Origin of the sequence: Actinomadura sp. NPDC048032 (genome assembly GCF_040653175.1) — a bacterium.
GTDB classification, from domain to species: domain Bacteria; phylum Actinomycetota; class Actinomycetes; order Streptosporangiales; family Streptosporangiaceae; genus Spirillospora; species Spirillospora verrucosospora.
In genome coordinates this window covers 1-9,666 of record NZ_JBEZJP010000323.1, presented here as the reverse complement: position 1 = coordinate 9,666, position 9,666 = coordinate 1, and the positions used below count along the sequence as shown (strand labels likewise).

Annotated in this window: 9 protein-coding genes; 6 read left to right on the top strand and 3 right to left on the bottom strand. The window is 74.4% G+C overall.

The features are described from left to right. Positions 1–50 precede the first annotated feature (50 nt). Genes hutU through AB0C69_RS30940 form a run of 5 tightly spaced genes read left to right on the top strand, consistent with a single transcriptional unit; the run spans position 51 to position 6,021 of the window. Entirely contained in the window at positions 51–1,706 is a 1,656-nt protein-coding gene (hutU, locus tag AB0C69_RS30960) for a urocanate hydratase (RefSeq protein WP_360358573.1), read from the top strand. Next, positions 1,703–2,902 (top strand): allantoate amidohydrolase, encoded by a 1,200-nt coding sequence (locus AB0C69_RS30955; RefSeq protein WP_360358572.1) that lies wholly within the window; start codon positions 1,703–1,705, stop codon positions 2,900–2,902. Before hutU ends, AB0C69_RS30955 begins: the two co-directional genes overlap by 4 nt. Positions 2,903–2,912: 10 nt before the next feature. Next, complete coding sequence (locus tag AB0C69_RS30950) at positions 2,913–4,283, top strand: formimidoylglutamate deiminase (RefSeq protein ID WP_360358571.1); 1,371 nt, start codon at positions 2,913–2,915, stop codon at positions 4,281–4,283. Beyond that, positions 4,280–5,464 (top strand): imidazolonepropionase, encoded by a 1,185-nt coding sequence (gene hutI, locus AB0C69_RS30945; RefSeq protein WP_360358570.1) that lies wholly within the window; start codon positions 4,280–4,282, stop codon positions 5,462–5,464. Before AB0C69_RS30950 ends, hutI begins: the two co-directional genes overlap by 4 nt. 20 nt (positions 5,465–5,484) lie before the next feature. Further along, positions 5,485–6,021 carry a ferritin-like domain-containing protein gene (locus AB0C69_RS30940; protein WP_185033447.1) on the top strand — a complete coding sequence of 179 codons (537 nt, stop codon included), beginning with the start codon at positions 5,485–5,487 and terminating at the stop codon, positions 6,019–6,021. Here AB0C69_RS30940 and AB0C69_RS30935 read toward each other — a convergent pair. The 3 genes from AB0C69_RS30935 to AB0C69_RS30925 all read right to left on the bottom strand — a co-directional run bounded on the left by AB0C69_RS30935 (position 6,018) and on the right by AB0C69_RS30925 (position 8,738). Next, a complete protein-coding gene (locus tag AB0C69_RS30935) occupies positions 6,018–6,497 on the bottom strand; it encodes a flavin reductase (RefSeq protein ID WP_353834025.1) in 480 nt (159 codons plus the stop codon). The genes AB0C69_RS30940 and AB0C69_RS30935 overlap by 4 nt on opposite strands. Beyond that, positions 6,494–8,197 carry a signal peptide peptidase SppA gene (gene sppA, locus AB0C69_RS30930; RefSeq protein WP_360358569.1) on the bottom strand — a complete coding sequence of 568 codons (1,704 nt, stop codon included), beginning with the start codon at positions 8,195–8,197 and terminating at the stop codon, positions 6,494–6,496. Before sppA ends, AB0C69_RS30935 begins: the two co-directional genes overlap by 4 nt. Positions 8,198–8,267: 70 nt before the next feature. Beyond that, positions 8,268–8,738 carry a PaaI family thioesterase gene (locus AB0C69_RS30925; RefSeq protein ID WP_360358568.1) on the bottom strand — a complete coding sequence of 157 codons (471 nt, stop codon included), beginning with the start codon at positions 8,736–8,738 and terminating at the stop codon, positions 8,268–8,270. 100 nt (positions 8,739–8,838) lie between these two features. On the opposite strand from AB0C69_RS30925, the gene AB0C69_RS30920 reads away from it, so the two are divergent. Next, positions 8,839–9,666 (top strand): NUDIX domain-containing protein (locus AB0C69_RS30920; protein WP_360358567.1); only part of this gene is annotated, 828 nt, incomplete at its 3' end.

Sequence of the window (9,666 nt, the reverse complement as noted above, 5' to 3'; positions counted from 1 at the left end):
GTCGCCGCCGCCGAGGCCGTCACCGGCCCGCTCTCCTGAAGGAGTCCCACATGTCCGGTCCCCGTCCCGTCCGCGCCCCGCGCGGCACCTCGCTGACCGCCGCCAAGGGGTGGCCGCAGGAGGCCGCACTGCGCATGATCCAGAACAATCTCGACCCCGAGGTCGCCGAGCACCCCGACGAGCTGGTCGTCTACGGCGGGTCGGGGAAGGCGGCCCGGAGCTGGGACGCCTTCGACGGCATCGTCCGGTCGCTGTCCGACCTGGAGGGGGACGAGACGCTGCTCGTCCAGTCCGGCAAGCCGGTCGGGATCTTCCAGACGCACGAGTGGGCGCCGCGCGTGCTCATCGCGAACTCCAACCTCGTCCCGCAGTGGGGCACGTGGGAGGAGTTCCGCCGCCTGGAGTCGCTCGGCCTGACGATGTTCGGCCAGATGACCGCCGGGTCGTGGATCTACATCGGGACGCAGGGCATCCTGCAGGGCACCTACGAGACGTTCGCCGCCGTCGCCGAGAAGCGGTTCGGCGGCACCCTCGCCGGGACGATCACCCTGACCGCCGGGCTCGGCGGGATGGGCGGCGCGCAGCCCCTCGCCGTCACGATGAACGGCGGCGTCGCGATCTGCGTCGAATGCGACCCGTCCCGGATCGAGCGGCGGGTCGAGCACCGCTACTGCGACGTGCGGGCGGGCTCGCTGGACGAGGCGCTGCGGCTCGCCGAGGAGGCGAAGGCCGAACGCAGGCCGCTGTCGGTCGCGGTGCTGGGCAACGCCGCCGACATCGTCCCCGAACTGCTGCGGCGCGGCGCCCCGATCGACATCGTCACCGACCAGACCAGCGCGCACGACCCGCTCGCCTACCTGCCGCGGGGCGTCGCGTTCGAGGACATGGCCGCCGAGCGCGACAAGGACCGCGACGGGTTCATCGCCAAGGCCCGCGCGTCGATGGCCGTCCACGTCGAGGCCATGGTCGGCTTCCAGGACGCGGGCGCCGAGGTGTTCGACTACGGCAACTCCATCCGGGGCGAGGCGCAGCTCGCCGGGTACGCGCGCGCGTTCGCGTTCCCCGGGTTCGTGCCCGCCTACATCCGGCCGCTGTTCTGCGAGGGCAAGGGGCCGTTCCGGTGGGCGGCGCTGTCGGGCGACCCGAAGGACATCGCCCGCACCGACCAGGCGATCCTCGACCTGTTCCCCGACAACGAGCCGCTGACCCGGTGGATCCGGATGGCGAAGGAGAAGGTCCACTTCCAGGGCCTGCCGTCGCGGATCTGCTGGCTCGGCTACGGCGAGCGCGACAAGGCGGGCGAGGTGTTCAACGACCTGGTCGCGCGCGGTGAGATCAGCGCGCCGATCGTGCTCGGCCGCGACCACCTCGACTGCGGCTCGGTCGCCAGCCCGTACCGGGAGACCGAGGGCATGAAGGACGGGTCGGACGCGATCGCCGACTGGCCGCTGCTGAACGCCATGCTCAACACCTCCTCCGGTGCGACGTGGGTGTCGATCCACCACGGCGGCGGCGTCGGCATCGGCCGCTCCATCCACGCCGGCCAGGTCTGCGTCGCCGACGGCACGGCCCTCGCCGGGGAGAAGCTCCGGCGCGTCCTGACCAACGACCCCGGCACCGGCGTCATGCGGCACGTCGACGCCGGCTACGAGCGGGCGGCCGAGGTCGCGGACGAGCGCGGCGTGCGCATCCCCATGCGGCCATGAGCTTCGAGGAGATGTGGGCGGAGCTGCTGCCCGTCGGGAGGGACGCGGCGACCGGCGGCTACCACCGGTTCGCGTGGACGCCGCCGGAGCTGGAGTGCCGCGCCTGGTTCGCCGACGAGGCCCGCCGCCGCGGCCTCGACCTCGAGCACGACCCCAACGGGAACACGGTCGCCTGGTGGTACCCGGAGGACGGGACCCGCACGGGCGCCGTCCTGACCGGCAGCCATCTCGACTCCGTTCCCGGCGGGGGAGCGTTCGACGGGCCGCTCGGCATCGTGTCGGCGTTCGCGGCGGTCGACCTGCTCCGCGAGCGCGGCGTCCGGCCGGCCCGGCCGATCGGGATCGCGGCGTTCGCCGAGGAGGAGGGCGCGCGGTTCGGGGTGGCGTGCCTCGGCTCCCGGCTGCTGGCCGGGGCGATCGACCCGGCCCGGGCGCGCGGCCTCACCGACGCCGACGGGCACACGTTCGCCGAGGTCGTCCACAACGCCGGGCTCGACCCGCACGCGATCGGCCCGGACGAGGACCTGCTCGGGCGGATCGCCTGCTACGTCGAGCTGCACGTCGAGCAGGGCAGGGCGCTGGACGTGCCGGTCGGCGTCGCGAGCGCGATCGTGCCGCACGGCCGGTGGCGGTTCGACTTCGCGGGCGAGGGCAACCACGCCGGGACGACCGGGCTGCCCGACCGGCGCGACCCGATGCTGCCGTTCGCGCGCATGGTCATCGCCGCGCGGGAGGCCGCCGAGCGCAACGGGACCGTCGCGACGGTCGGGAAGGTCCGGGTCGAGCCGAACGGCGTGAACGCGATCCCGTCGGCGGTCACCGCCTGGCTGGACGCCCGGGGCCCCGCCGACGACGCCGTCCGCCGGACGGTGCTGGAGGTCGACGAGGCCGCGCGGGTCGCGGCGCGCCCGCACCGGGTGAGCGTCGACCTCGCCGAGGAGTCCTACACCGAGATCGTCGACTTCAACCTGGCGCTGCGCGACCGGGTCGGGTCGGCGCTCGGCGGCGTCCCCGTCCTGCCGACCGGCGCCGGCCACGACGCGGGCGTCCTGTCGGCGCGGCTGCCGACCGCGATGCTGTTCGTGCGGAACCCGAGCGGGGTGTCGCACGCGCCTGAGGAGTTCGCCGAGCCGTCCGACCGCCTGGCCGGGGTCGAGGCCCTCGCCGCGGTACTGGACGACCTGGCGCGGGGGTAGGGATTCCGTTATGCAGTGGCATGCCCAGTTCGCCTGGCTAGGCGACGGCGTCGCGGCCGACGTGCTCATCGAGGCCGACGGCGAGCGGATCACACGCGTCACCCCCGGGGTCCCGGCGGCGCCGGGCGCCCCGCACCTCCCCGGCCTCACCCTGCCGGGCCTCGCCAACGCCCACTCCCACGCGTTCCACCGCGCGCTGCGCTCCCGCGTCCAGGCGCACTCCGGGACGTTCTGGACGTGGCGCGAGCAGATGTACCAGGTCGCCGACCGGCTCGACCCGGACTCCTACCGGGCGCTGGCGACCGCGGTGTTCGCCGAGATGGCCCTCGCGGGGATCAGCTGCGTCGGCGAGTTCCACTACCTGCACCACCGTCCGGGCGGCGCCCCCTACGGGGACCCGAACGCGATGGGCGAGGCGCTGATCGCCGCCGCGTCCGACGCGGGCATCCGCATCACCCTCCTCGACGCCTGCTACCTGACCGGCGGCATCGGCCGGCCGCTCGCCGGGCCGCAGCTGCGGTTCGGGGACGGCACCGCGGGCGACTGGGCGCGGCGCGTCGACAGCCTGCACGAGCAGACCGGAAAGGCGGGACGGTCCCACGCCCGCGTCGGCGCCGCGATCCACTCCGTCCGGGCCGTGCCGCGCGAGCAGCTGCGCGCCGTCGCCTCGTGGGCGCGGGAGCGCCGCGCGCCGCTGCACGTCCACCTGTCCGAGCAGCCCGCCGAGAACCGCGACTGCCAGGACGCCTACGGCATGACGCCGACCCGCCTGCTCGCCGAGGCCGGGGCGCTCGGCGCGCTCACCACGGCCGTGCACGCCACGCACCTGTCCGAGGACGACATCGGCCTGCTCGGGGCGACGATGACCGGCGTGTGCATGTGCCCGACCACCGAACGGGACCTCGCCGACGGCATCGGCCCCGCCCGCGCCCTGGCGGACGCGGGCTCCCCGATCTGCCTCGGCTCCGACCAGCACGCCGTCGTCGACCTGTTCGAGGAGGCCCGCGCGGTCGAGCTGGACGAGCGGCTCCGCACCCGCGTCCGGGGCCACTGGACGGCCGGCGAGCTGCTCGCCGCCGCCACCTCGGGCGGCCACTCCGGGCTCGGCTGGCCCGAGGCGGGACGGCTGGAGCCCGGCGCCTACGCCGACCTCGTCACCGTCGCCCTCGACTCGGTCCGCACCGCCGGCGCGGGCCCGGACCACGCCGCCGAGGCCGCCGTGTTCGCCGCCACCGCCGCGGACGTGCGGCACGTCGTCGTCTCCGGCCGCCAGATCGTCCACGACGGCCGGCACCTGCTGGTCGAGGACGTCCCCGGCGCGCTGGCCCGCTCCATCGCCTCCGCCGCCGCGGACCCGCCCCGTGAGATCCTTCGCCGATGAGCACGGTCATCACCAACATCGGAGAGCTCGTCACCAACGACCCCGCCGTCCCCGATCGCCAGGGCGGCGGCCTGGCCGTCGTCCGCGACGCCGCGCTGGTGATCGAGGACGGCGCGGTCGCGTGGACGGGCCCGTCCTCCTGCGCGCCCGCCGCCGACGAGTCGTTCGACGCCGCCGGGCGGGCGGTGCTGCCCGGCTTCGTGGACTCCCACGCCCACCTGGTGTTCGCCGGTGAGCGCGCCGAGGAGTTCGCCGCCCGCATGAGCGGCGAGAAGTACGCCGCGGGCGGCATCCGCACGACCGTCGAGCGCACCCGCGCCGCGTCCGACGACGAGCTGCGCGCCAACGTGCGCCGCCTCGTGGACGAGATGGCGCGGCAGGGCGTCACGACCGTGGAGTGCAAGTCCGGCTACGGCCTCACGGTCGAGCAGGAGGCGCGCGCCGTGCGCATCGCCGCCGAGTACGCCGACGAGGTCACCTACCTGGGCGCCCACGTCGTCCCCGCCGAGTACGCGGGCGACGCCGCCGGGTACGCGCACCTCGCCGCCACCGACATGCTCGCCGCCTGCGCCCCGCACGCCCGGTGGGTGGACGTCTTCTGCGAGGAGGGCGCCTTCGACGCCGACCAGGCCCGGGAGGTCCTCACGGCGGGCGTCAAGGCCGGCCTGTCGCCGCGCCTCCACGCGAACCAGCTCACGCAGGGGCCCGCCGTTCGGCTGGCGGTCGAGCTGGAGGCCGCTTCCGCCGACCACTGCACGTTCCTCAGCGACGCCGACGTGGACGCGCTGGCGTCGTCCCGGACGGTCGCGACGCTTCTGCCCGGCGTCGAGTTCTCGACCCGCCAGCCCTACCCGGACGCCCGCCGCCTCCTGGACGCCGGAGCCACCGTCGCCCTCGCCACCGACTGCAACCCCGGGTCCTGCTACAGCTCCAGCATGGCGTTCTGCATCGCCGTGGCCGTCCGCGACATGCGCATGACGCCCGCCGAGGCGGTCTGGGCGGCGACCGCGGGCGGCGCCCGGGCCCTGCGCCGCACCGACGTGGGGCACCTGGCGCCCGGCGCCCGCGCCGACGTCCACGTCCTCGACGCCCCGTCCTACATCCACCTCGCATACCGCCCGGGCGTACCCCAGACCTACGCCGTGTGGAAGCAGGGCCGTCGGGTAGAGGGCCTCCTGTAGTCGACTGTGGAGGCCCCTAGATGGCGGAGTTCCTGACGGACATCAAGACCCTGCGCGAGCGTGCTCGGCAGGAGATCGACAAAGGCCCGATCACCGAGGCGTACGGGGCGGACGTCCAGCGCGTGATCCAGGTCTGCAACGAGGCCCTGGCCACGGAGATCGTGTGCGTGCTGAGGTACAAGCGGCACTACTACACGGCCACCGGCATCCACGCCGAGACCGTCGCGAGCGAGTTCCTCCAGCACGCGGCCGAGGAGCAGCAGCACGCCGACATGCTGGCCGAGCGGATCGTCCAGCTCGGCGGCGAGCCCGACTTCTCCCCGGACACCCTCACCACCCGCGCGCACGCCGAGTACAACGCCAGCCTCGACCTCGTCGAGATGCTCAAGGAGGACCTGGTGGCGGAGCGGATCGCCATCGCGTCCTACACCGAGATCATCCAGTGGCTCGGCGACGGCGACCCCACCACCAAGCGCGTCTTCGAGCAGATCCTCGCGCAGGAGGAGGAGCACGCCGACGACCTGCGCGGCTTCCTGGAGCGCTTCCCGAAGTCCTAGCCGGGCAGATAGCGCCGGGCGGCCCTCACGAGGGGGGCCCGCCCGGCGCTGACGTAGTCGGTCGAGACGGCCTCGGCGACGAAGAGGGTGTGGTCGCCCGCCTCGACGGTCTGGCGGGTCTCGCACTCCAGGGCCGAGACGCCCCTGTCGGGGACGAGGGCGCCGGAGTGCTCGCCGCGGTGGTGCGGCTCGCTCGCCAGCAGGATGCGCGCGCTCGGGCGTCCCTCGGCGGCGAACCGGCCGGCCAGGGCGCGCTGGTCCGCGGACAGGATCGTCGCGGCCCAGCGCGGGCTCCGGCCGAGCACCTCGGTGAGGTAGGACGAGGACGCCACGCTCGCCAGCACCATCGGCGGATCCAGCGACACCGACATGAACGAGGTGATCGTGGTGCCGAGGTCGTCGCGGCCGTCGCGGACGGTCAGCACGACCACGCCGGTGGCGAAGGCCGCGACGGCCTCGACGAAGTCGGCGCTCAGCGGATCTCCCAGGCGCCGGGCAGGGTGAGCGGGCCCGCGGAGGGCAGGCCGAGCCGCGCGGCGAGCCCGCCGAGGGAGCCCCACCCGTCGAAGCGCGCGGACGCGGCGGTGCGGTCCTCGCTGGACTCCGGCGGGCGCAGCCGCTCCAGCGGCGAGGTGTGCGGGTAGATCCGGACCGGCGCGTCGGAGGCCATGCCGGCCTTCTTGCGGGCGAGGTCGAGGGCGAGGTCGATGCCGCCGAGCTCGTCGACGAGGCCGCGCTCGCGCGCGTCCGCGCCCGTCCAGACCCGGCCCCGGGCCAGCTCGTGGACGCGCTCGCGGGACAGGTCGCGGCCCTCGGCGACCTTCGCGGTGAAGTCGTCGTAGATCCGGTCGAGGGAGGCGTTGACGCGCTCCCACTCGGAGTCGCTGAAGTCCTTGGTGGCGCTGAACATGCGCGCGTGGTCGCCGTCGGCGACCGAGCCGAGGCCGACGCCGACCCGCTCCAGCAGGTCGTTGACCACGGCCTTGCCGACCACGACGCCGATCGAGCCGGTGATGGTCCCGGGCTGCGCGACGATCGTGTCGGCGGCCATCGAGACGTAGTAGCCGCCGGACGCGGCGACGTTGCCCATGGAGACGATCACGGGCTTGCCGGCGCGGCGGGCGAGGACGACCTCGCGCCAGATCGAGTCGGAGGCGACGGCGGAGCCGCCCGGGCTGTTGACGCGGAACACGATCGCCTTGACCCGGTCGTCCTTCACGGCGGCGCGGAACGCGGCGCCGATCGTGTCCGAGCCCATCGCGGGCCCCGAGTTCGGGAGCGGGCCGCCGCGGCCGCTGCGGCCGAGCCGGATCGGCCCCTGCCCGTTGATGAAGGCGACGACGTCCTGCTTGCCGGGCTGCGGGAGGCGGTTGGCCAGGCCGTGCGCGCGGTTGTAGCGGGAGACGTAGCGCAGCTGCGCCTCCTCGCCGAACTCCTTCCGCAGGCCGCCGTAGATCTCGTCGCGGTAGGCGAGGCCGTCGACCAGGCCCTCCTCCAGCGCCTCGGCGGCCAGCAGCGGGCCGCGGTCGGTGAGCTCGCGGACCTTCTCCTCCGCCAGGCCGCGGGAGGCGGCGATCCCTGCGGTGATCTGCTCGCCGAGCGAGGTGACGAGGCGCTGCGACGACTCCTCGTGCTCGGGCGTGTAGGTCTTCTCCATGAACGTGTTCGCCATGGTCTTGTACTCGTAGCGCTTGGCGAACCGCGGCCGCACGCCCGCCTTCTCCAGCGCGCCGGCGAAGAACGGCTCCTCGATCGCGACGCCGGTGAGCCCGACCTCGCCGGTGGGCTGCAGGTAGACCTTGTCGAACCCGGTGGCCAGGTAGAACGGGACGGTTCCTCGGCCTCCCTCGCCGAACGTCTCGGCCCAGGCGACGGTGTGCTTGCCCGCGTCCCGCAGGCTCTGCACGGCCTCGCGCAGTTCCTGGGCGAGCGCCAGCCCGACGGTGCCGCTGACCTTCACGACGAGGGCGCGCACCCGGCTGTCGGAGCGGGCGCGGCGCAGCCCGTCCAGGACGTCCCGCAGGCCCGGCCGGCGCATGGACAGCAACGCCGAGACGGGGTCGGCGGGCGCGGTCTCGACGATGCCCTCGGTGAGGTCGAGCTCCAGGATCAGCGGGGCCGTCCGCCGGTCGCGGGCCTGTTTGATCACGTTGACGACTGTGCCGGGATCCACCATGGGCCCAGCCTATGCGCTCGCCGGGCGCCGTTCCCGCCGCCCGGGCGGGCCCGGGCCGGGCGGGACGGGGTCAGCGGGCGAACGCCTTGTTGGGGATCACGCCGGCCGACGCCTGGGCGACCGGGCGGCCGCGCCCGTCGGCGACCACCGCGTTGGAGACCATGCGGGTGGCGCCGGGGTGCACGCACGTCCCGGTCACCGTGTAGGTCTCGTCCGCCCGGACGCCGCGCAGGTAGTCGACGTTCAGGTTGAGGGTGAGCATCGGCATGAAGTGCTCGCAGGTGCTGCTCGCCGCGAGGCAGACCGCGTTGTCGAGGATCATCGCGATGTAGCCGCCGTGCACCGTGCCGCCGGGGTTGCAGAGCCGTTCGCCCGGCGTCCACTCGATGACGACCCGGCCCGGTTCGGCGGAGGCGATGTCCTGCCCGATGTAGTCGTTGATGTCGGAGATCTGCGGGAACCGTCCGTCCGCCATCGCCCGGATCAGCTCGGCGCCCGACAGGGTGTTCCACAGGTCCTGGGGGGTCGCCTCGACGCTCAACTCGCTCTCCTTGATCAGGGTGACCCCCGAATCGTATTCGGCGAGGCGGGTGAGGGCACTGTGCCCTTCGTCACGGGCTCGCGGCGCTATCGTCGGACGCATGGGAGACGGCGACGGCTGGGCCGGTTGCGACTTGGGGCACACGCACTGGGGACGGTTCGGCGCCGCGGGCCTTCTGGCCTACCACCGCGACTCCTCCGGCCAGACGTGGGTGCTGCTCCAGCAGCGCGCGTGGTGGGGCCTCGGCGGCGGGACGTGGGGCATGTTCGGCGGCGCGCTGCACAGCCACGAGGACGTCGTCACCGGCGCGCTGCGCGAGACGTCCGAGGAGTGCACGCTCGACACGGCGACGGTCCGCGTCCACGGGACGAGCGTGGAGGACCACGGCGGATGGTCGTTCACCTCGGTCGTGGGCTCGCTGCCGGAGCGCGCGCACGTGCTGCCCGCGTCGCGGGAGACGCGCGGGGCCGAGTGGGTGCGCGAGGAAGAGGTCACCGGCCGCAAGCTGTTCGAACCGTTCGCGCGGTGCTGGCCCCGCGTGCGGGAGGCGATGCGGGGGGTCGTCCTCGTCGTGGACGCGGCGAACGTCGTGGGCGCCCGCGCCGACGGCTGGTGGAAGGACAGGGCGGGCGCGAACGCGCGGCTCCGCGACGACCTGAAGCGCCTCGACGGCGGCGTGCGCGGCCTGCCGAGCGGCCTGTTCCCCTACGACCGCTGCTTTCCGGAGGTCGTCCTGGTCGTCGAGGGCGCGGCGCGGAGCGTCGCCGACGAGCCGGTCGACGGCCTGCGGGTCGTGGCCGCGCCCGGCAGCGGCGACGACGCGATCGTCGACCTCGTCCGGCGGGGCGCCCCGGACACATCCACCGGCTCACGGGGGTGGAGGACGCCAGCGTCTCGATCCACGCCTACTCGCCGCCGCTGTGGCGGC